We start from the raw sequence: 19,962 nt of genomic DNA, 5'->3' as shown, positions 1-19,962 counted from the left end.
TATGGCAGAAACACTCTCTGGACAAACCCCGCTATTTGCTGGCAGCACTGGTGGTTTGTTAAACAAAGCAGTAGTTGAAGAAAAGTACGCTATCACTTGGACTAGCCCAAAAGAGCAAGTATTTGAATTGCCTACAGGTGGTGCTGCTATTATGCGGAAAGGTGAAAACCTCTTGCATATAGCTCGTAAAGAATATGGCATCTTTTTGGGCGGTCAGCAACTCCGTAAACTCAAAATCACAGATTACAAAATTTACCGGATTTTACCCAACGGAGAAACTACCTTGCTTCACCCAGCTGATGGCGTCTTCCCTGAAAAGGTGAATGAAGGTCGTGAAAAAGTGCGTTATGTCCCACGCAGCATCGGGGAAAACCCCAGTCAAGCACAAATCAAGTTTAGTGGTAAAGCTACCCACGACGTATAGAGACTAGGGATTGGGGACTGGGAACTGGGGACTGGGAACTAAAAACTGGGTATTAGGAAATCCTTCTGATACCCAATCCTAATCCCCATGCCCCAATCCCCAATGCCCAATGCCCCATCCCTAAGCAATTTATGGTATTCCCCGATTTCTCCGAATTTTCTCAGCTAGCTCTACAAGGCAACTTCATTCCGGTATATCAAGAATGGGTAGCGGATTTAGATACGCCCGTATCTGCTTGGTATAAAGTCTGTGCAGGTCAGCCCTATAGCTTTTTGTTGGAATCGATAGAAGGTGGTGAAAAGCTGGGACGCTATAGTTTAGTGGGCTGCGATCCGGTGTGGGTTTTGGAAGCAAGGGGCGATCGCACGACTCAAAAAAACCGCGATGGTTCGCAGGTGGTTTTTGCAGGCGACCCTTTTACAGCTTTAGCCGAGTGTTTAGCACCTTATCACCCAGTGAAATTACCACAGCTACCGCCAGGGATTGGCGGTTTATTTGGGTTTTGGGGCTATGAATTGATTCAGTGGATTGAGCCGCGTGTGCCAATTTATCCACCAGATGAGCGAAATATCCCTGATGGGTTGTGGATGCAGGTAGACCACTTGTTGATTTTTGACCAGGTGAAGCGGAAAATTTGGGCGGTCGCTTATGCTGATTTACGCGACCCGAATGTAGATTTAAAAGCAGCATATCAACAAGCTAGCGATCGCGTCACCCAAATGCTGGAAAAGCTATCTCTACCTCTATCGCCACAAAAAACTCGATTGGAATGGAAACCGCCAGGGAGCAGAGGAGCAGAGGAGCAGGGGAGCGAGCGCCGTGCGGGGGTTCTCCCCGTTGAGGTGACTGGCGTGAGTAGAGGCGCAGAGGAGTATCAGGAGTATCAGAGTAATTTTACCCGCCCTGATTTTTGTGCCAGCGTTGAGAAGGCGAAAGATTACATTAAAGCAGGTGATATTTTTCAAGTAGTAATTTCCCAGCGACTATCAACAGGATACACAGGCGACCCTTTTGCCCTTTATCGGTCGCTACGTCAGATAAATCCTTCACCTTACATGGCTTACTTTAACTTCCAAGATTGGCAAATCATCGGTTCTAGTCCGGAAGTGATGGTCAAAGCCGAAACTGATGCAGATGGTGGAGTAATAGCAACGGTACGCCCAATTGCTGGGACGCGTCCACGGGGTAAAACCACTAAAGAAGATGCGGACTTTGCTGAGGATTTACTCCAAGACCCCAAAGAAATTGCCGAACACGTGATGCTTGTAGATTTAGGGCGGAATGATTTGGGGCGTGTTTGTCAAAGTGGTAGCGTCAAAGTCGATGAATTAATGGTGGTTGAACGCTACTCCCATGTGATGCACATTGTTAGCAATGTTGTGGGTAAATTAGCACTTGGTAAAACAGCATGGGATTTACTGAAAGCTTCCTTCCCAGCAGGTACGGTAAGCGGCGCACCCAAGATTAGGGCGATGGAAATTATCCACGAGTTAGAGTCTAGTCGTCGGGGTGTTTATTCAGGTGTGTATGGATATTACGATTTTGAAGGACAATTAAATACTGCGATCGCAATTCGCACAATGGTAGTACATGATAATACGGTTAGCGTACAAGCTGGTGCAGGTTTGGTAGCTGATTCTGAGCCAGAGAAAGAATACGAAGAGACGCTGAATAAAGCTAGAGGTTTATTAGAAGCTATTCGTTGTTTGCGTTAAAGTCGGGACTGAACAAGGGAATAGGGTATAGCTTAGAGGGTAAAGATTATTCTCTGTAACCTTTCCCCTAGCCCTCAATCACCAATATTAAATAGTATTGATTCCTAGAATCTTTTTCGCTCAAGAATATTTCAACTATTGTTTACTTGTTTATATTTCAATAATAATCTATCTTTAGATAGAGTAATAATTTCTTCATCTACTAAGAGTAATAGATTTTCGATGACTTTTCTCAATTCCTCTGAGCCGTTCGTGCGTGAAAAACAGCAAGAGCTAGATTTTCAAGATATTCAAGGTCTAGTCTGTCTAAACTACGAAATTGGAAATTTCATCCTCTTTTCAAAGTTTTATACTCGTGTCGATCAAGCATTTATTCTCTGGGGACTAATTTCATCTGGAATTTTTATAACCGCCCAGTTTCTACCCATTAGCTGGAGTAGCCAAGCAATTTTGTGGTCAGTGCTTACCTTATTCGGTACAGTTGGTATGGTAAGTTTAACTTGGTTTTGGGCAACTGTAGAGCAGCTACGCTGGGTTATTTATAGCTGGGCGATTTTAATGATAATAGGTTTAATCTTGACCGATCTGAGCATTTTTTTGGGATGGGGAGAGGTATTGAGCCGTTTATGTCCACTGTGGTTAGGATTGAGTGCCATTGGCTACCTTTGCACCGGGGTAGGAATGCGTTCACGCACATTTATTCTGATGGGGTGTATTCATTTTCTGGGAATTTTAGTTTTGCCGTACTGCGGTGTGATGCAGTTTCTCTCAACGGGTCTAATTATGACCGTTAATTTACTATTACTAGCAGAATTACAATGGGATATGCAATCTTCAAGTGATTACAACCAATTAACACCACAACAAAAGCAGTTTAACCAAACACAGTCCCAACGACGTAAAATGAGTAGCTAAAGTTAAAAAGAATTAAAATCTTACTTTAGACTAACTTGTATAAATAATATAGCTCTTTCTCTTGGCTAGCTATTGTTTATACTTGGGAGAGAGAGTTTTTCATCCAACTGTTAGCTATTCTAGTTTATGTAAACAAACAACATTGTATGGGTGTTATGCCGCAGTGGCCCTTTATCAGACATCGAAGGAGAGCGACCGCAGATGTTTGAACAATGTAAATAAATCTAAACCTTTGACGGTGTGGAGTTTTTGTCGCTTCCTCCACTTCATTATCACCAAGGTGAGGTTAAATTCTTTATCAGAGCGGTCTGAGGTGGTAAACGTCCTAATGTTTTTTTACATTACAAGTTAATTTTGCAATTTTGCCATGCCAATATCCTTAATTTATTTTGAATTAAGAATATTGGTGTGTCATGCATAATGCAACTATCTGTTAATTGGCGTTTGTGTGTCAAAATATTCACGCCAACGACTAATTTGACTATCTTTGAAATCTACAACAATTACATCATCTGCTTTATTACAAAGACCTGTTGCCTTTTCTGTATCTTCATAGTACCATTCTACTGCTGCCTGATTTTCTCCAATGATTATTCGGTGGATTTGTATTTTAATATCTGAATACTGTTGTTTAAAATGGGTAAGTTCTTCTCGAATTCTTTCTTGCCCACGCCAGTATTGACCAGGCACAATTAGTTCTCCATCAACCGTAAACATTTGTGCAAGAGCATCGATATCTTGAGCAATCCATGCATCTTTAGCTTTTTCTATTAATATCTGGATATCTTGTTGATTCATAGACTGACTGGCAAATAAAGGTGTGCTAAAAGTTAAGATAACAAATATAGTTCCTAACACTAGCCATTGAGAGAACCAAAGCATCTAGATTTTTCTACCCTTTAAAGTATCAAGCTATAGAGCATTAGTAACATTTAACCAGAAGTTACTTTGATTGCGATCGCTCTTGCAAAAAGTCAGGTTTTGATTGGATGCAGAATGTCTGTAACATTGATGTTAATTCTACAGCCAAAACTGGTGATCGCCCTCTCACTATCTTATGGTTAGCGATCAAAGTTTTTAAGAAGATAAAACTATATGTATGCTATGTCTGAAAATTGACTTTTTGCCAATAATTATTTCTATAATTCCATTATTCATACTACGCCTGTATACGTTCGTACCTTACGTTTTGTTGCAAGTTGTATAAAGTGCGATCGCACCCCACACAGCACTACACTAAAAAGTAAGATGCTTAAAATAGCCTATGAACGCTACGACAACCACTTTCCCTTCTACAGTCAAATTGAAAATTGACTTGACTGATGAGCAATTTTTCCAGATGTGTCAGAAAAATAATAATTATAGATTTGAGCGCACAGCATCAGGGGAAATATTAATTATGCCACCTACAGGTAGTGACACTGGCAGACGTAATGTTAAAATTACCACTCAATTAGACATTTGGAACTCTCAGAGTAGTTTAGGCGAAGTTTTTGACTCTTCAACTGGCTTCACCCTACCCAATGGTGCAGAACGTTCTCCTGATGCTTCTTGGGTGAAAATTGAGCGCTGGAATGCTTTAACCCCAGAACAACAAGAAAAATTTGCCCCGATTTGTCCTGATTTTGCAGTAGAGTTGCGTTCTCATACTGATTCCTTGAAAGAATTGCAAGAGAAAATGCAGGAGTATATCGAAAATGGCACTCAATTAGGCTGGTTAATCGATCGGAAAAATAAGCAAGTCGAAATTTATCGTCCAGGTAAAGATGTAGAGGTATTAGACAATCCTGCTAGTTTATCAGGAGAAAATGTATTACCTGGATTTGTATTGGATTTACAGCAGATTATGTAGCTTTATCGATTTGGATAAATATAGCGCATTTCAAAGCGACTTTGTTCACAAAGTAGTCTTAAAGCCTGTTTAACAGCATTTAACTGAGCTTGTGAAAAAGATATTTTCCCATTTTCTATAATCCAAATAAATATCCGATAGTGACAATAAAAAATAGTGTTTTAGAATGATTACTATAAAATTTAGCTTGCTCAATCGCCTCATTTCTCACGCATTTAGGACTTTTGCAAGAGGTCTCTTGTATCCATGTAATGAAATTTTTTAATAGACTCTGGAATAGTCATCAGATAATCTACTTACTTGTATAAATTTGCTGTGCCTTATTTTGTTCGTGTAATTAGCAATTTATCAAGTCAGTTTGGATTATGTCGTGATTGTAGACACTAAAATGGAAACATTCGGCTTAAACTTGACGTTGCCAAAACCTACACTAATAAAAGTTACTGCCGTTAAAATTAAACATCTAGTGAAAATCAGATAGGCAAAATTTATGAATTGTGTATAACAAAGATTCTGGGCAACATATAATAGATTGCTGGAAATGTGTATTAGAAAAGAAGGAGTTTGCAGTTAAGAGCCAGAATAAAGAGTTACGTTAATTCTGGCTGCTAGTGTTATTGAAATGGTTGGTGAATTTGAAGCAAGCGATTTTAATGGATGGAAAGATGTTAGCCTAGGTCTAAACATCTTAAAATATTGAGATAAATAGTATTTATACTTGTTATCTTTGAGTAGCGATCGCTAGCCTTGCACCCTTCACCTGACGTACTTGATCCATTATCCCCACTATTTCACCGTGCAAGACTTTTTGATCGGCATTAATAACCACTAATGTCTCTTGGTTGGAACCAACTAAAGTCCGCACTCGCGCTGCTAAATCATTAACTGCTATTGGATCGCGATTTAAGCTTACCTGACCTTTTTCATCTACAGTGATGGTAACTTTAGTGGGAATTTGCTGTTCCTTCGCCGTCGCTGCCTTCGGTAGATTTACTGGCAACCCTTCTGAGCGTGTTAAAAACAGCGTTGACATGATAAAAAATGTCAAAAGGGCAAACATTACATCTATCAGAGGTACTACATTTATAAATGGTGGTAAATCTGGTTCATTATCATCTAGATCCATAGGACTTCTCCTGTTGTTCGTAGCGATTATGTTGTTCGTAGCGATCAAGGAACAGTATTTCCATCTGTCCACCGTACTCTTGAATCATTGTTATCTGTCGCTGGTATAATCCCCGGAAGATGCTAGCTCCTATAAGCACGAAGATAGCTACAATCAATCCTGTGGCGGTAGCAACTAAAGCTTCACTAATACCAGCAGTAACTGCACCAGTTTTAGTAGCTCCGACATCACCAACATTTAATCCAGCAAATGAGCGAATTAATCCTAAAATTGTGCCGAGAAGTCCTAACAGAGGCGCTAAACCAATAATGGTGTCAAATACAGCTTGAAACCGCTTGAGCGTAGGGATTTCGGCTTGTGCCTCGCTTTTCAAAGCCAAACGAAATTTTTCTGGAGTCGGTCTTTCTAGCTGTAGTCCAGCCAGAAAAATGCGTGCTATGGGTAAATCTACATTTTTTTGCAGCTTATCCACAGCACTAACGAGATTATCAAGTCGATAAAGATTAAAAACCTCTCGCACCACCCGGTTTTGACGCTTACCAATCTGTATCCAAAACTTCGCCCGCTCAATCATTAATGCCCCTGCAAACACCGAAAACGCCAGCAGGGGGAACATGACCAGACCGCCTGCTTCAAATAAATGCTGAATTCCCATGTAGTGCCTCTAAACGTCATCAACAATACAAAATCAGACTACCAGAATCAAGGGCAAAATGAAACTTTTTCTCAAGAAAGTTTAAAATATAATGGTAATTTTTTCAAACCTAATTCTCATTATTTTTATTTAATCTTTTTTTGTTTTACATAAATTAATTTAATTAAGGCAAAACATAATTAATTTTATCTAGAAATCATCATAATCAACATTTCTGGTTTCAAAGATATTTTTCTTGTTAAGTATGCTGTTTATAACACTGCCCAAAATAATTTTAAATTTTACTTGATATTTGCAACCATGCATTCTAAGATGACTAAACTAGTGAGAATAGGTAGCAATAGCTATGAGCTTTTCCGGCACTACTGTCGATCAACGTTCCAAAGAAGTTGAGGCTCTCAAGTCTTTTCTGACTTACAGTCTGATAGGTTCACTGGCGCTGCATATCGGCGTACTATCCTCAGGCATAGGTAATTATTTGATAAGAGTGCCCACAGGAGAAGAAGAACCAATAGAGGTGGCAATCATTGATGCTCCGACTCCAGAACCAGAAAAACCAATTGAAAAAATTCCAGAAGAACCCAAAATTGTTGAAAAACAGTCTATAGAAACTCCAATAGTACAAAAACCAGTACAAGAATTGCTTGAAAGACCAAAAATTCAGCCAGTTCAAGAACCAAAACAAACTACTCCAATTCAGCCAGTTCAAGAACCAAAACAAACTACTCAAAACCCACAACCAACAAATAGGGAAATTGCTCCTAAGCCGGAAGTTCCTGTGAAAACTGTTGCTCCTCAAAGCGGCGGTGGTGGTGGCGGCGGCGGTGGAAGTTCAGTCCTGACAGATAACTCTGGTAGTTCTGGCTCTGGCGTTGCTTTAAGTACAGGTTCAGGTACAGGTACAGGTACAGGTACAGGTACTGGCTCAGGGATAGGCAGTGGTAGAGGTTCAGGAATTGGTTCTGGCTCCGGCAGTGGTATAGGCTCAGGGATAGGCAGTGGTAGAGGTTCAGGAATTGGTTCTGGCTCTGGCAGTGGTATAGGTAATGGAGTAGGAAACCGTCCAACAGTAGCAACAGCGCCAATACCTCCAACACCTCCAAAAGTTAACAGTTCAGATAATGGTAATGGTAGTCCAGCCTGCCGCAAATGTGGTTTCAAGTATCCAGAGTCATTTAAACGGCGAGGAATCGAAGGCCGTACAGGTTTGGCTTTCGATACTGATAATCAAGGTAATGTCACTAATGTGCGGGTAACCAGCTCCAGTGGAAACCGTGAATTGGATGAAGAACAGGTGAGACAAGCGCGTGAATGGAAGTTTAACTCAGCACAAGGTGGCAGACAAGGGGTGCGAGTAAACTCTTCGGCTTATAAAGAAGGTTCCCAGCAATACCGCCAATACCAACAACAAAGAAAAAGAGAAGTAGAAGAAAGAACCCAGCAGGTAGCAGCTGCTGCCAACTCCGTACAAGAAAATCCCAGACGTAGGCGCAGAGAGTTGACACCCCCATCTAATCAAGCTACAGCCACAAGACCAGCAATATCTGGATTGAGTAGACGGTTAGAACCTCAAAGGCGAGAAATTATTACTTCCGGTTCATCATCTGAAGCGAGGATAAATCGCACTCAAGGAAGTGCCAGAGAGTCCCTACGCCGTATCCGGCGTGAACGAGCCGATACCAATTCTTCACAACAACCACAAGCAACCACAAATCGGCGGCCAAGAGAAAACACTAGTCAGAGCAAGTTGCGGGACTCTTTGCGCGGTTTACGCCAACAACGTCAATCGCAACCTGCTGCACCGCCTGCTGCTCCTAGTCAGCAGTAGTCTATTACAAGAATCATATATAGGAGTCCTATTTGATTTTTGAACTTATTTGCTCCCGTCAGGGAGTAGAGAATCAGTCTTTTCAAGTTGAGGGCAAGTTTTTTTACACAATCAAATAGAGTCCTATATTTTGATTAGCGACGAGCGCCGCCTCCTGTTTTTAGGAGGCGGTTGTTTTTTAGATGGAAATAGCCACGTTAAGCACCACCCCTCTACTATGAGGAAGAAGAGTTAGGAGTGCGGTAATTTTATGATGAGAAATTAAACGCACTGGCGATAACGTGAATAATTTTACACTTTATTATATCCCCAATTTCTCTAATGAGGGCAATGTAAATCGCTGCGCCTAAAGAATAATAGTAGTGTTTGCTCATCTCCAATTATATGCTGAGAGATATAGTCAATAGCTAACTTTCAAGTTGCTCATCTGCACTTTACGCTAGGCGTCAGATTCACTGATTTCAATAAAACTTCTACATAAACACACACTGATGCGGTTTGATTTGCTTGAATAGCTATATTGATATGACATTGATCCGACGGCAATTCACAATTCCTGATTATGGCAAGTAAATTCATTGATGTTAGAGAATATACTGTCAGGGCCCATCAAAGACAGATTCATACTCGTGTTTTCCAGTTTGTCTGTAAAGAGTGTAACGATCTGACAAAACGTGAGACTTTCGGCCCTCGACCTTTATATTGTGAGAGATGTCGCCCTCCCCAACCGCCTAAGAAATCCCAGCCAGCATCTCACAAAGCAAAACCCAGAGCAATGTCTTATAAAAGTGACATGGATTTAAATTGATTAAAGCCCTATGATTCAAAATGGACAATTAGAACCGCCTCCAGGCAACTTTCTCTCACCACTGTTGGAATTACGAGACTATTATGCTCGCCAGACAGAAGAGTATGAACGCCTCTTTGTGCAGGCACGATCGCAGCTCGATCATGTAGAAGCGTTGTTGTCTAACTGGTCTTTTTCTGATGACAGTAAGCAGATATCAAGTCTGACGGCGGCTGATGAAACCTCAAATCTTTCCCCAGAAGGTTCTCTGCGGCTTTTATCACCTCTTAATAACATCGACGAAATCAACTTAGTGGAGTCTTTAGAGTCAGTAGAAAAAGACTCAGACCGAGTTGAGATAAATAATTCCTTTTCTGCTGCTGTTGATACAGAAGAGAATCAATCTCTAACGACATCAACAGATCCAAACATTGCTCCAGAGAACAACGATAGTTCAATGAAGGTAGGGGAAATCCCGATGCTACCTCAGTATCAGCACGCTATCTCGCGAATGGAAGCCATAAAACAGCTGTTGCAAGAGCACATAGGCATTGTTTGTCATATTGATTTTATCGTGCGATCGCTTTATGGAGAGTTAGATTACCATCTATTCAAAGTAGTTAAAGGTAGGGTGCAATCTTCTCTCACTCAAGGTAGAGAAAGGAATTACTGGGTAACTATTCCCGATGAGCCAGGTTGTTATACTCTGGATTTAAGTTTGGTAGCCCCAAGTAATCGCAATGGTGCTTCTAGGAGTACCAAGAACAAAAATAAGAAGCCTTTCGTCCCCCCGACAAAAACAGTACCGATGCTCAAAGCCTTTGAGGGTCAATTCTTAATTGATGCCCTTACCTCTCTGTTAAAACAAAATCCAGGTAAAGTTTTCAGCGTTGCTGAAGTCATCACCGGAATTTATGGAGAACTAGATTCTGAGCAAATTAGAGAGATCAAAAATAAGGTACTGAATGAACTATCTAGAGGTTATCGGATAGGTAGATTCGCTAGGGTTCCTAATCAAATCGGCTTCTATACTTGGGATTCAAATCTGATATCTAAGGGGAATTCTCGTTAAATTGGGGATTGGGGTATTGCGTACTGGGGATTGGGGATTAGGGATTGGGGATTGGAGTATTAGGGATTGGGGATTAGGGATTGGGGATTAGGGATTGTTTTTCTACTCCTTTGCCTCTCTCTGCACCTTTATTGTTTGCTCCCTATTACCTGCTCCCACACTCTCCCCCATCTCCTCCAGTCCCCAGTCCCCAGTCCCACCTATCCCAAAAACAGCTTGTATGCTGGATTCTTATTCTCATCCCAATAGCGATAGCCCAGGCGGTCGAGAAAAGCTTGCCAATCTTTCATCTCATGGGGGGGAACCTGGATACCAACAACTATTCGTCCGTAGTCTGCCCCGTTGTTGCGGTAGTGAAAAAGACTAATATTCCAGTCGGGACTCATGGAAGTAACAAACTTCATCAATGCGCCGGGACGTTCGGGAAACTCAAAACGGTAGAGTAATTCATTGTTAGCTAGGGGAGAGTGTCCACCTACCATGTGCCGCAGATGTAGTTTAGTTAGCTCATCGTCCGTTAAATCAAGGGTTTCAAATCCATGAGCTTCAAAGGTTTCTACCATCTTGACAGCATCAGCACGGTTTTGAATTTGCACGCCGACAAAAATATGGGCTGTTTTTTCGTCGGCAATGCGATAATTAAACTCTGTAAGATTACGGTTGCCGATACATTCACAAAACTGGCGAATACTTCCCCTTTGCTCTGGAATTGTGACTGCAAAGATTGCTTCGCGACGTTCGCCCAACTCTGCGCGTTCTGCAACAAAGCGGAGGCGATCAAAATTCATGTTTGCACCACAGGCGACAGCAATTAAAGTTTGTCCTTCGATTTGTTCTCGTTCGGCATAGACTTTGGCAGCTGCGATCGCTAATGCACCAGCCGGTTCTAAAATCGATCGCGTATCCTCAAATACGTCTTTAATCGCAGCACAAGTATCGTCTGTACCCACCAAAATAATTTCATCTACATACTGCTGACATAAACGGAAGGTTTCTTCACCTACTTCCCGCACCGCCACGCCATCAGCAAATAACCCTACTTGGGACAAGCGTACTCGATGTCCGGCTTTGAGTGATTGAGACATGGCATCAGCATCAATCGGTTCAACACCAATAATCTTGATTTCGGGACGCAACCGTTTTACATAAGCCCCAATCCCAGAAATTAATCCGCCGCCGCCAATTGCCACAAAAATTGCATGGATGGGTTGTTGATATTGCCGTAAAATTTCCATCCCGATTGTTCCCTGTCCAGCAATCACATGGGGATCGTCAAAGGGATGAATAAAAGTCAATCCTTTTTCTACTTCCAATTCACGCGCATAGCTATAAGCATCGTCATAAGTGTTTCCATATAACACCACAGCTCCGCCCCTCATTCTCACTGCATCTACCTTTACTTGAGGTGTGGTTACTGGCATAACAATAATCGCTCTGGTTCCCAAGCGTTGGGCTGCAAGAGCGACTCCTTGAGCATGGTTTCCCGCAGATGCAGCAATTACACCCTGTGCCAATATATCTGCTGGTAGTTGCACCATCTTGTTATAAGCACCCCGCAGTTTAAAAGAAAACACTGACTGCATATCCTCACGTTTCAACAAAAGTTGATTATTCAGCCGCGCAGATAAATTTGGAGCAGACTCCAGTGGTGTTTCCTGGGCAACATCATACACACGGGCAGTCAGGATTTGGATGAGGTAGTCGCAAAACATGGGTGTCAAGCTGTTAGCAAATGCTGGATGGAATATTAATTTTACGTTACAAGCGATCGCACTGCTTTTATGAAATTGCTCTCTCTATAAATTTTGATTGAACGGAATTTAAAAATTACTAATTAATCTTCTTTGAAGAAAAATAAGTTCAGTTATGGAAACTTTTTGATTGCTGCGAATTTCATGCGATCGCTGGTAAGTTAATTTTAAACAAGTGTTGCCAACTATTCGAGTATTTAGATTGACAGATTAAGTATACTCTTGCTTAATAACATAACTTCTCAATTTATGTTAAAGTATGCGTGGAAGATGAAATTCGGCTGTACAGTTTGTTTTTATATATACTTGTATTACAGACCTCTCCCGATCTAAATCTCTACATCCTTTGATTCTGGAGACATTCTATGTCAATTTACGTCGGTAATCTATCTTATGAGGTTAAAGAAGATGACCTCCGGCAAGTCTTTGCAGAATACGGAACTGTAAAAAATGTTCAATTGCCTATCGACCGAGAAACAGGTCGGATGAGAGGTTTCGGCTTTGTGGAATTGGAATCAGATGCGCAAGAACAAGCGGCAATTGATGCCCTTGATAATGCTGAATGGATGGGTAGAAGCTTAAAAGTTAATAAAGCCAAACCCAAGACAGACGGCGGTTCCTCTGGTGGTAGACGAGGAAACTATGGTGGCGGTGGTGGTGGTGGCCGTTATTAAAGACTAAAACCAAAAATTTAACTCTAAGGTCTTAAGGGCAGACAAAGTGTCTGCCTTTTTTGTGCTTCGGTTAAACCTGCCCCTGCCCCCTGCCTTTCTTTAATGAATAATTTCGGACTGCTATATATGCCTGATAATTAATAAGGCAATCTACAAACAGCAAAGATGCAGACTCTCCAAAAACTATCCCTCCCAAGCATGGGCTGCGGCACTTGGGCCTGGGGAAACCAACTGCTTTGGGGATATGACGAAAGTATGGATGAGCAGTTGCAAGCCGTCTTTAACCTTTGTGTAAGCAACGGTGTAACTTTATTTGATACAGGTGATTCTTACGGTACTGGGAGATTGAATGGTCGTAGTGAGTTACTACTAGGACGATTCAACCAAGAATATGTAGGTTTAGGCAAAGAAAATATTTGTATTGCAACTAAGCTTGCTGCTTACCCGTGGAGATGGACGCGTGAATCAATGATAAAGGCTTGTCAGTCATCTGCCCAACGCTTGGGAAGAAATGTCGATTTGGTACAGATGCACTGGTCAACAGCAAACTATGCTCCTTGGCAAGAAGAAGGACTTTTAGATGGTCTTGCCGATTTGTATGAGCAAGGACTGGTTAAGGGCGTGGGATTATCCAATTATGGGCCGAAACGGCTTCAGCGAGTGCATAAAAAATTTGCCCAACGAGGTGTTACGATTACAACTCTGCAAGTTCAATACTCTCTGTTGTCTACATATTCTGTTACTCAACTCCATCTCAAAGACGTTTGTGATGAGTTAGACATCAAATTGATTGCTTACAGTCCTCTAGCTTTGGGACTATTGACAGGGAAATACTCTGAGCAAGGCCCTTTGCCTAAAGGTATTCGAGGTCTGTTATTTAAGCAAATGTTATCAGGAATGCGTAGAGGCAAAGCGGCTTCTGCTAGCAAATCGCTTTTGGAATGTTTGCGAGAGGTGGCACAGTTCAGAAACAAAACTATGTCACAGGTAGCAATTAATTGGTGCATCTGTAAAGGAACTATTCCCATCCCTGGAGCAAAGAGCGTGGAACAAGCAAAGGAGAATCTTGGTGCATTAGGTTGGCAATTAGACGCTGGTGAGATTGCAGAGTTAGATAAAGCGTCGGCGAATACAGACAAAAAAATGGTACAAAATATCTTTCAAACTAAGTGATTCAAGGTCGCTGAATTAGAATATGAATCATTGCAAACACGTATTTTAACCACGACTGATACCATTTCCTAAAAATAATGATACAGATCCAAACCCACGGAGCCAGATTAAATTAGACTTTCTTAATTACGAATTAGTAATTATTTGGTCAAATTAAGACTTTTGTTAAGAGTCTATTGATGATATCATACAGTTTGGGTATTATTAGAGACTTCATCTGTACTAGCTTTTAAGCGATTGACTAAGCTTCTGTGGACGCGATCGCTTTTGCGAACACCACCCGCCATTTCATATTCATGGCTGTCCTTGCCGTACTTAAAGGCAACTCCCAGGAGCATTTTTTCACTTAACTCACTCAAATTTTTTTCTAACTCTTTCATCTCATTTGTGTAAGAGTCAATCATAGCTAGAGTGGTATTATAAGTATCTATTTTGCTACGGTACTGCTGAATTATTTGTGTAAGATTTTGCAAGTTCCGAGCATCCCCAAAATCCATGCGAGGATCGATTGCTTTGAGTCCGGCGATTCTCAATTCAGCTTTTTCTAGAACGCGATATGTACGCTTTTGCCGAGGCATAATTATCTTCTTTTTATGTGTTCTAAAGCTAGCTTGCCCTACTAAAGCCTAATTTTGGTTGGGTAAAATCCACAGATATTGGTATCGAGTGTAACCACTGATTCAGCAATATCAACGAGAACTATGATATTTGTAACGAAAATCGCCGTCGTGGTAACTAAACTCGTAACATTGTAACGAAAAGAATCATGTTTATAACAAAAATCGTCGTCGTGGTAACTAAACTGGTTATTTTAGTAACAAACTCGCAATATTGTAACGAAAAGAATCATGTTTGTAACAAAAATCGTCGTCGTGGTAACTAAACTGGTTATTTTAGTAACTTAAAGCGCGATGTTAGTAGCAATGTTAGTAACCGCAACTGGTTTCAACTCCAAAAACCTAGATATCACAGGCAATGAATTGAGCAAATAATGCGGAACTCTGCAAAATCTGTAACACTGGGTTAAATCTAAGTTTTTTTAACTTAGCTGCGGAATTTATCACAAAAGCGGTGTGTTAATAAGTAAATAAGATACACATAGTTAAGGCAGGATTATGATACTTGAAACTGCGGCGATCGCTGTTGGCACTATAATAGCCACCAAAGCCTTAGAAAAAACAACCGAAAAGCTAACAGAAACTTTATTGGATAAGACTGGTAAGTTTCTCGTCACCCTCAAAAAACAGTCTCCCCATACTGTAGTTGCTATAGAGAAAGCACCAGAGCAACCACTTGATTATGGCAAAGCTATACTGGAAGTGGAATCAGCAGCTAAAGCTAACCCGGAAGTGGCTCAAGCTGCACAAGAATTGGTACAAGCAGCCAAAGCTGAAAAAAATACCAATTTTATTCAATCTTTACAACAACAAGCTGACTCTCTAAAATTGCAACAGTCCTTAAGTGTCATCAACTATCAGAAGTTAGCAGATGAAATCAAAAATGTCTTTCAGGGCAACACATTTAACGCCCCAGTCACCTTTAACTGACTAAAGTCGTCTGACGGGGAACGGACAAAGTTAACTCCCACAAAATCTATCCCTCACGGTTCTGTTCATTTTGTCGGGCGAGAAACGGAACTGACAATACTGCGTGAAGACTTGCAGCGCAAAGACTATGTAGCAATAGCCAGAATGGGTGGTGTGGGCAAAACTGAATTAGCCACCCAATACGCCAGACGATATCAACAAGATTATGGGGGAATTGCCTGGTTTAACGACAGAGAAACCAATCTCGCCGCCGAAGTTTTAGAGTTTTTCCGGTTGCAGTTTGGTTTGGAGATTCCCCAAGAATTAGGAGGAAGACTTTTAAGCCTTCAAGAACAAGTCGCCTGGTATTGATCTAGATATCCTACGCGTATTAGTCCCCAACAAGCCTAGATGATTATTGTAGATATGTCACAGTATTTAGAGGGAGTTCCACTGCTTTTCAATGACTATCAGGCTGCGATATCTTCGATGGGCTACGCCTACGCTCAGATGGCAACCTTAAATCTTCCAGGTGGCGGTATTTTTGATGCTTTAATTGCTCAAGCTGCTTTAAAAGCACAGGTAGACACTTTGTTTACTTTGAATCCAAATCACTTTACTCGTTTGGGAAATGCAATTGCTGACATTGTGCAAGTCCCCGATTAGATGCGTAGACGCTTCCTTAACTTGTTGTTAAACATCCCTATTCTTTCATCAACAAAAATGCGACACCGATAGCATTCGCGCAGCGTCATAGCTCGTCGTAGATATCGCTGTTCAATTGATACTCTGCTACTTTCAGAAAAATACTGCAAGTATGACCAGTGCGCTCGCTTGTATGATTGCGTTGGTGGAGCGATCGCTTAAACAAATTTCACAAATCATCCATCCTTTTGAGTATTTATCTCAGATACATTCAAACCTGTTAACCTCGCTACTTGTTCCACTGTCATCCCAGACTCAAGTAAGTTGCGTGCAGTTTGTAATAACTGTGATTCTGCCTTATCTGCCCTTTGGCGTTGCTTTTCTTCAGGAGTTGGCAGCAATTCCCCTGCCAAATTTGCCCAGCGTAACCAAGTAGCATCAATACCTTTATAACTTCCCTGCCACAACTGCAATGCTAACCCTAAAGATTGACTCACCAACTGATTTTGAGCATTGATTGCAATCGGTTGATAAGCTCCTTTTTCAATAGAGAAACCAGCCAAATCATTAGCGTTAAAAGGGTCATACCAGAAATATTCTGGAACCCGCATTTGATTTTGATAAATTAGCTTTTTTAAGTTTTTGTCTGCTTGGGCTGTGCTGTCAGAAAGCAACTCAATAACTACATCTGGTGCTTTCTCCTCTTCCCAAACCACCCAACTGCGACGTTCTCCTTTCGGGACTCCCAACACAGCAAAAAAGTCTGGCCCTTTAAAGTCTTTGTTTCGCACCTGGGCCAGACTGTAGTAAACAAACATATTACCGCCGATAAACCCATCCTCTCGTTCTTCCAACCAAGGTATCAGAGCATCTATCAGCAAATCCATCTGGGCTTTGTGTCGTGCGCTTTCCATCGGGATACCGTCATCATCGGGTAATTCTGCTTGGGTGGGTGGGAGTTGAATATCTGGTGCAGCTAGGGTAGTTTCTGACATAGCTTTTCACCTTGTGGGTAAGCGTGGCGGGTATTTTTATGTTAAGCGATCGCAGAAATTTCAGTTAATTTGCTTTCGACAGTTTTGCAATTTGTCCAGTAAAGTATGCTTCTTGATGTTTGAGTTGTTGCGCCAGTTTTAACCCTTGTTGAAAAGCTGTTAGTGCTTGAGGAAATTCTTTGCGTTCTACATATAATTGCCCAATTTGGTCATAAGCTTGCATCATTCCGTAAAAGTTGGCGGCTTGCGCCTGTATCTGCACCAAAATTTCGCTAGCCTGCAAAGCCTCCTGTGTTTGTCCTTGGGAACGATATAGCGCAATTAACTTCTGCAAAGCATCACCAGCACGAACGTATTCCTTTAATTGCCAAGCAGTGGTATAAGCCTCTTGATAATTTTTAAAAGCTTCTAGCAGTAAGTTAGGATCTTTCTTGGCTAGAGATTCGTAATCTGAAGCGATCGCTAGCTTTAATTCTAATATTTTCGTAAGATTATTTTCATTGGCATAAATTTCTGTTAGTTTGTTAAGTACATTCAAAGACTGCTGCGGTTGGTCTGTCTGCTCGTAAATATAAGCCAGCTGTTGCAGATATCTTACCTCGTTGACGCGATCGCCTTGGGATGTAGCGAAACTCAACAATTCCTCATAAATTGGCGCAGCTTTGCGATAATCAAACCAACTCAAATGCAGTTCTCCAATTGTTTTGAGGGTTTCTAATACCGCTATTTGATCTTGTTGTTGTCGCACCACTAGCAAAACTTGGTCGTAAGCTTCTATGGCCAGTTTAGACGAGCGCACATTTTTGTAAGCTTCACCTAGCGATCGCCACAATTCTAAATCGATTGGGGTAGTTTTTTTGTGAGATTGGGCTTGCTTTTGAATTGCTTGCAATCGTTGCGTAATATATTGTACTTCTTGGCTGTTGTTTTGCTTCCAAGCGATCGCCCCAACTCGTGATAATGCTTGCACCTCTGCTAATGAACCTAAAAAGCGCCGCAAACGTAATTCTCGGTTCCAAATTTCAAACGCCGCAATCGGTTCACCTGCTTGCAGTTTCGCTGCCGCATCTTGATTTAATGCATCTAACGCTGGTTCTAACTTTTGCCGTTCTTGGGGAGTTAACGGTTGTTTATCCTTGGGCGATCGTGGTGACAGCGGATCGGGTGTGGTAATCTCTAAAGGACTGGGAGGAAATTGATCGGGTGGTTTCGGCGGTTTACTCTCTGCCAGTGCAAAGGAATTGTTAAAGAGTATAGTGGCAGTAGCGATCGCAATTAAGTGCCTGAGCATGGGTACTTTACTTTACCTTGAGTGAATTGCATGAGATAATTAGCGATTATCCCCATGCCCTATTATTGACTAACTATTCTCCAGCTTTACAAGAAAAGCCTACATGAGAGCTATGTGGCTTCAGCACACAGGTAATAAGCACTGTACAAATTTTGCAAAAATAAATGCCTAACAAGTTTTAGTTATTAAGTACAAAATGTCAGCAGTTTAACTTGTACTGAAGCAGCCAAATTTTCTTTAGTTAGAGCATCTATCGTAGATATAATTTCAAAATTGCGATCGCAGCCAGGATTTTTGAGTCAGGGGAGTGTCAAAATAATCCTAGATAATATTTAAGTAACTAGTCAATCGTTTTGTAATGACTCATTCTACTGATATCGCCACTTTAGCCCGTTGGATGGCAGCTGACTTTAGCAATCAAGAACAAGCTTTTGAAAATCCGCCTTTTTATGCTCATATCCGCGTCTGTATCCGTCCCCTTCCCTTAGAGTTGTTCTCAGGAGTAAGTTTATTTCTCGAACAAGCTTATGATTTTGCACTCAATCAACCCTACCGGATGCGGGTAATGAAGTTGATTCCGGCAGAAAACCACATTGCGATTGAACACTATACCGTTAAACAAGAAGAGAAATTTTACGGTGCATCTCGCGAACCCGAACGCCTTAAAGAATTGTCTGTTGACCAATTAGAAAAAATGTCAGGCTGCAACATGGTTGTAGAGTGGACAGGTAAAAGCTTCAAAGGCAGAGTTGAACCTGGCAAAGGCTGCATAGTGTTTCGCGACGGCAAAAATACTTATCTAGATAACGAATTTGAGATTGACGCTAAAGAATTTTTCAGCCTCGACCGGGGAAGGGATTTAGACACCAATGAACGTCTCTGGGGTTCTATCGCCGGCCCATTTCACTTTCTGCGTTGGGGTAGTTTTGCCGATGAAGTAAAGGTGTAACAAGTGAGGAGTGAGGAGTTACAACCCAAAATTTTTTTAATCTGCCAAGAGTAGTTTGTGGTTTGGTCAACTTGTAATCGCTACCTTTTAGCGATCGCCTAAAGACTACCAGAAACATCCAGTTAACCCACTATCTCTACCTCAGAATCCTATGCTATCATGGTTTAACTAGCGTCCTATGGCTACTAAATGCCTACTAAAATATCTGTTTAGAAACATTAAAGTAGTTCAGGGTTTCTTGCTGTGGCGGCATAGCCAAGTGGTAAGGCAGAGGTCTGCAAAACCTCCACCCCCGGTTCAAATCCGGGTGCCGCCTTTTAACTAATTATTTCTCAATAACCCTTATTTTATAAGGGTTATGCTGTTTACTATAGTAAATTAAAAGCAGCCTAAACTATCAACCGGGATAATTTACAAGTTTATAAGATGCGATCGCTAATCTCCTGAGAGCTGATTCGTAAAGAAAATCTTAAGGGTACTCAACTCATTACTAAGCTGCTACGCAGCTAAATTTAATAAACAGCATTACCTTTGTTTTTAATCTTACGCTCCCATTTAATAACAAGACCTCCTTCATTTAGCAA

20 protein-coding genes and 1 tRNA gene are annotated in these 19,962 nt (G+C 41.3%); 14 read left to right on the top strand and 7 right to left on the bottom strand.

What is annotated here, in order from left to right:
• The first annotated feature begins 1 nt into the window (after position 1).
• From V7K79_RS07325 to V7K79_RS07315, 3 genes are all read left to right on the top strand, one after another.
• The gene (locus V7K79_RS07325) at positions 2 to 424 is read left to right on the top strand and encodes a photosystem I reaction center subunit II PsaD (RefSeq protein WP_335046118.1); all 423 of its coding nucleotides are present in this window, start codon (positions 2 to 4) and stop codon (positions 422 to 424) included.
• A gap of 131 nt (positions 425 to 555) precedes the next feature.
• Complete coding sequence (trpE, locus tag V7K79_RS07320; RefSeq protein ID WP_335046115.1) at positions 556 to 2,139, top strand: anthranilate synthase component I; 1,584 nt, start codon at positions 556 to 558, stop codon at positions 2,137 to 2,139.
• Between the two features lie 222 nt (positions 2,140 to 2,361).
• Positions 2,362 to 3,054 carry a hypothetical protein gene (locus V7K79_RS07315; protein ID WP_335046114.1) on the top strand — a complete coding sequence of 231 codons (693 nt, stop codon included), beginning with the start codon at positions 2,362 to 2,364 and terminating at the stop codon, positions 3,052 to 3,054.
• Positions 3,055 to 3,480: 426 nt separating this feature from the next.
• Here the strand turns inward: V7K79_RS07315 and V7K79_RS07310 are convergent, their stop codons facing one another.
• Positions 3,481 to 3,936, bottom strand: a complete 456-nt coding sequence (locus tag V7K79_RS07310) for a nuclear transport factor 2 family protein (protein ID WP_335046111.1) — start codon at positions 3,934 to 3,936, stop codon at positions 3,481 to 3,483.
• Between the two features lie 382 nt (positions 3,937 to 4,318).
• On the opposite strand from V7K79_RS07310, the gene V7K79_RS07305 reads away from it, so the two are divergent.
• Positions 4,319 to 4,906, top strand: a complete 588-nt coding sequence (locus V7K79_RS07305; RefSeq protein WP_335046109.1) for a Uma2 family endonuclease — start codon at positions 4,319 to 4,321, stop codon at positions 4,904 to 4,906.
• 721 nt (positions 4,907 to 5,627) lie between these two features.
• Here the strand turns inward: V7K79_RS07305 and V7K79_RS07300 are convergent.
• Both V7K79_RS07300 and V7K79_RS07295 read right to left on the bottom strand, forming a co-directional pair.
• Positions 5,628 to 6,032: an ExbD/TolR family protein gene (locus tag V7K79_RS07300; RefSeq protein WP_335046107.1), complete on the bottom strand. Its 405-nt coding sequence runs from the start codon at positions 6,030 to 6,032 to the stop codon at positions 5,628 to 5,630.
• The gene (locus tag V7K79_RS07295) at positions 6,019 to 6,687 is read right to left on the bottom strand and encodes a MotA/TolQ/ExbB proton channel family protein (protein WP_335046104.1); all 669 of its coding nucleotides are present in this window, start codon (positions 6,685 to 6,687) and stop codon (positions 6,019 to 6,021) included. The genes V7K79_RS07300 and V7K79_RS07295 overlap by 14 nt, the downstream gene beginning before the upstream one ends.
• A 346-nt stretch (positions 6,688 to 7,033) precedes the next feature.
• Between V7K79_RS07295 and V7K79_RS07290 the strand changes: the two genes are divergently transcribed.
• The 3 genes from V7K79_RS07290 (at position 7,034) to V7K79_RS07280 (ending at position 10,374) form a co-directional block, all read left to right on the top strand.
• Entirely contained in the window at positions 7,034 to 8,515 is a 1,482-nt protein-coding gene (locus V7K79_RS07290; RefSeq protein WP_335046101.1) for an energy transducer TonB, read from the top strand.
• Between the two features lie 562 nt (positions 8,516 to 9,077).
• Positions 9,078 to 9,323, top strand: a complete 246-nt coding sequence (locus V7K79_RS07285) for a hypothetical protein (protein ID WP_335046099.1) — start codon at positions 9,078 to 9,080, stop codon at positions 9,321 to 9,323.
• A 10-nt stretch (positions 9,324 to 9,333) separates the two neighbouring features.
• Complete coding sequence (locus tag V7K79_RS07280) at positions 9,334 to 10,374, top strand: hypothetical protein (RefSeq protein WP_335046097.1); 1,041 nt, start codon at positions 9,334 to 9,336, stop codon at positions 10,372 to 10,374.
• Between the two features lie 200 nt (positions 10,375 to 10,574).
• Here V7K79_RS07280 and ilvA read toward each other — a convergent pair whose 3' ends face one another.
• Entirely contained in the window at positions 10,575 to 12,086 is a 1,512-nt protein-coding gene (ilvA, locus tag V7K79_RS07275) for a threonine ammonia-lyase, biosynthetic (RefSeq protein ID WP_335046095.1), read from the bottom strand.
• Positions 12,087 to 12,490: 404 nt separating this feature from the next.
• Between ilvA and V7K79_RS07270 the strand changes: the two genes are divergently transcribed.
• Positions 12,491 to 12,799, top strand: coding sequence for an RNA recognition motif domain-containing protein (locus V7K79_RS07270; RefSeq protein WP_292748621.1), 309 nt, complete (start codon positions 12,491 to 12,493; stop codon positions 12,797 to 12,799).
• Between the two features lie 165 nt (positions 12,800 to 12,964).
• Positions 12,965 to 13,972, top strand: a complete 1,008-nt coding sequence (locus tag V7K79_RS07265; protein ID WP_335046093.1) for an aldo/keto reductase — start codon at positions 12,965 to 12,967, stop codon at positions 13,970 to 13,972.
• 185 nt (positions 13,973 to 14,157) lie between these two features.
• On the opposite strand, the gene V7K79_RS07260 is transcribed toward V7K79_RS07265, so the two are convergent.
• Positions 14,158 to 14,550: a hypothetical protein gene (locus tag V7K79_RS07260; protein WP_335046091.1), complete on the bottom strand. Its 393-nt coding sequence runs from the start codon at positions 14,548 to 14,550 to the stop codon at positions 14,158 to 14,160.
• Between the two features lie 537 nt (positions 14,551 to 15,087).
• On the opposite strand from V7K79_RS07260, the gene V7K79_RS07255 reads away from it, so the two are divergent.
• The 3 genes from V7K79_RS07255 (at position 15,088) to V7K79_RS07245 (ending at position 16,164) form a co-directional block, all read left to right on the top strand.
• The gene (locus V7K79_RS07255; protein ID WP_335046088.1) at positions 15,088 to 15,519 is read left to right on the top strand and encodes a hypothetical protein; all 432 of its coding nucleotides are present in this window, start codon (positions 15,088 to 15,090) and stop codon (positions 15,517 to 15,519) included.
• Between the two features lie 111 nt (positions 15,520 to 15,630).
• Positions 15,631 to 15,870 (top strand): hypothetical protein, encoded by a 240-nt coding sequence (locus V7K79_RS07250; RefSeq protein ID WP_335046085.1) that lies wholly within the window; start codon positions 15,631 to 15,633, stop codon positions 15,868 to 15,870.
• Between the two features lie 54 nt (positions 15,871 to 15,924).
• The gene (locus tag V7K79_RS07245) at positions 15,925 to 16,164 is read left to right on the top strand and encodes a hypothetical protein (RefSeq protein WP_335046083.1); all 240 of its coding nucleotides are present in this window, start codon (positions 15,925 to 15,927) and stop codon (positions 16,162 to 16,164) included.
• A gap of 215 nt (positions 16,165 to 16,379) precedes the next feature.
• Here V7K79_RS07245 and V7K79_RS07240 read toward each other — a convergent pair whose 3' ends face one another.
• Positions 16,380 to 17,138: a Uma2 family endonuclease gene (locus tag V7K79_RS07240; protein WP_335046081.1), complete on the bottom strand. Its 759-nt coding sequence runs from the start codon at positions 17,136 to 17,138 to the stop codon at positions 16,380 to 16,382.
• A gap of 64 nt (positions 17,139 to 17,202) precedes the next feature.
• On the bottom strand, positions 17,203 to 18,429 hold the full coding sequence (locus tag V7K79_RS07235) for a tetratricopeptide repeat protein (RefSeq protein WP_335046080.1): 1,227 nt from the start codon (positions 18,427 to 18,429) through the stop codon (positions 17,203 to 17,205).
• A 358-nt stretch (positions 18,430 to 18,787) separates the two neighbouring features.
• Between V7K79_RS07235 and V7K79_RS07230 the strand changes: the two genes are divergently transcribed.
• On the top strand, positions 18,788 to 19,378 hold the full coding sequence (locus V7K79_RS07230; RefSeq protein WP_335046078.1) for a chromophore lyase CpcT/CpeT: 591 nt from the start codon (positions 18,788 to 18,790) through the stop codon (positions 19,376 to 19,378).
• Positions 19,379 to 19,623: 245 nt separating this feature from the next.
• Positions 19,624 to 19,694: transfer RNA gene (locus V7K79_RS07225), tRNA-Cys, on the top strand.
• Positions 19,695 to 19,962 lie beyond the last annotated feature (268 nt).

It is taken from the genome of Nostoc sp. (genome assembly GCF_036917575.1).
In the GTDB taxonomy this organism is placed as follows: Bacteria; Cyanobacteriota; Cyanobacteriia; order Cyanobacteriales; family Nostocaceae; genus Nostoc.
This window is presented reverse-complemented; position numbering and strand designations above follow the sequence as displayed.

Coding starts and splice junctions, on each gene's coding strand:
- V7K79_RS07325 (WP_335046118.1), top strand. CDS start 2: ATGGCAGAAACACTCTCTGGACAAACCCCGCTATTTGCTGGCAGCACT.
- trpE (WP_335046115.1), top strand. CDS start 556: ATGGTATTCCCCGATTTCTCCGAATTTTCTCAGCTAGCTCTACAAGGC.
- V7K79_RS07315 (WP_335046114.1), top strand. CDS start 2,362: ATGACTTTTCTCAATTCCTCTGAGCCGTTCGTGCGTGAAAAACAGCAA.
- V7K79_RS07310 (WP_335046111.1), bottom strand. CDS start 3,936: ATGCTTTGGTTCTCTCAATGGCTAGTGTTAGGAACTATATTTGTTATC.
- V7K79_RS07305 (WP_335046109.1), top strand. CDS start 4,319: ATGAACGCTACGACAACCACTTTCCCTTCTACAGTCAAATTGAAAATT.
- V7K79_RS07300 (WP_335046107.1), bottom strand. CDS start 6,032: ATGGATCTAGATGATAATGAACCAGATTTACCACCATTTATAAATGTA.
- V7K79_RS07295 (WP_335046104.1), bottom strand. CDS start 6,687: ATGGGAATTCAGCATTTATTTGAAGCAGGCGGTCTGGTCATGTTCCCC.
- V7K79_RS07290 (WP_335046101.1), top strand. CDS start 7,034: ATGAGCTTTTCCGGCACTACTGTCGATCAACGTTCCAAAGAAGTTGAG.
- V7K79_RS07285 (WP_335046099.1), top strand. CDS start 9,078: ATGGCAAGTAAATTCATTGATGTTAGAGAATATACTGTCAGGGCCCAT.
- V7K79_RS07280 (WP_335046097.1), top strand. CDS start 9,334: ATGATTCAAAATGGACAATTAGAACCGCCTCCAGGCAACTTTCTCTCA.
- ilvA (WP_335046095.1), bottom strand. CDS start 12,086: ATGTTTTGCGACTACCTCATCCAAATCCTGACTGCCCGTGTGTATGAT.
- V7K79_RS07270 (WP_292748621.1), top strand. CDS start 12,491: ATGTCAATTTACGTCGGTAATCTATCTTATGAGGTTAAAGAAGATGAC.
- V7K79_RS07265 (WP_335046093.1), top strand. CDS start 12,965: ATGCAGACTCTCCAAAAACTATCCCTCCCAAGCATGGGCTGCGGCACT.
- V7K79_RS07260 (WP_335046091.1), bottom strand. CDS start 14,550: ATGCCTCGGCAAAAGCGTACATATCGCGTTCTAGAAAAAGCTGAATTG.
- V7K79_RS07255 (WP_335046088.1), top strand. CDS start 15,088: ATGATACTTGAAACTGCGGCGATCGCTGTTGGCACTATAATAGCCACC.
- V7K79_RS07245 (WP_335046083.1), top strand. CDS start 15,925: ATGTCACAGTATTTAGAGGGAGTTCCACTGCTTTTCAATGACTATCAG.
- V7K79_RS07240 (WP_335046081.1), bottom strand. CDS start 17,138: ATGTCAGAAACTACCCTAGCTGCACCAGATATTCAACTCCCACCCACC.
- V7K79_RS07235 (WP_335046080.1), bottom strand. CDS start 18,429: ATGCTCAGGCACTTAATTGCGATCGCTACTGCCACTATACTCTTTAAC.
- V7K79_RS07230 (WP_335046078.1), top strand. CDS start 18,788: ATGACTCATTCTACTGATATCGCCACTTTAGCCCGTTGGATGGCAGCT.